Source organism: Stenotrophomonas pictorum JCM 9942, from assembly GCF_001310775.1.
GTDB lineage: Bacteria > Pseudomonadota > Gammaproteobacteria > Xanthomonadales > Xanthomonadaceae > Stenotrophomonas > Stenotrophomonas pictorum.
Window position 1 is genome coordinate 1 of the sequence record NZ_BAZI01000814.1, and the last position, 541, is coordinate 541.

Consider the following 541-nt stretch of genomic DNA (forward strand, 5'->3'; position numbering starts at 1 on the left):
CTGGAACAGCCACGCCCACATCGCCGGATCGCGGTAGGTCGGATCCCAGGCGTTGTGGCCGACACCAGGCAGTTCGGTGTAGCGCAGGTCGGCGCCGACCCGCTGTGCGGCCTGCGCGATCAGGCGCGCATCGGTCGGTGGCACCACGGTGTCATCGGCGCCATGGAACATCCACACCGGTACCCCGCGCAGCCGGGTGGCCACGGCGGTGTAGGGATCGGTCTCATCGGCCACCTGATCCACCCGCAATGTGGTGCGGCCTATGCGCGGGGCGGTGATCGCCGCACACACCGGCACCAGCGCGGCGAAGCGCTGGGGCTGCATCAAGGCCAGTTCCAGGTGCCGTAGCCGCCCATCGACATGCCGGTGAGGTAAATGCGCTGCGGATCGGCGTGGAACTCGGTACTGGCCGCATCCAGCGCGGCCAGCGCCATGCGCGCGTTGCGGCCCAGCCATTCCTCGTCCTGGGGCACCTGCGGCAGTACCACCAGCGCCGGGAAGCTGTCGGCGTTCTTTTCCAGCCACGGGCCGAGCCCTGCCA

The 541-nt window shown here is 69.7% G+C and carries 1 pseudogene; it reads right to left on the reverse strand.

What is annotated here, in order from left to right:
• Positions 1 to 541, reverse strand: a pseudogene (locus JCM9942_RS20420) (carboxylesterase family protein); the annotation flags it as partial.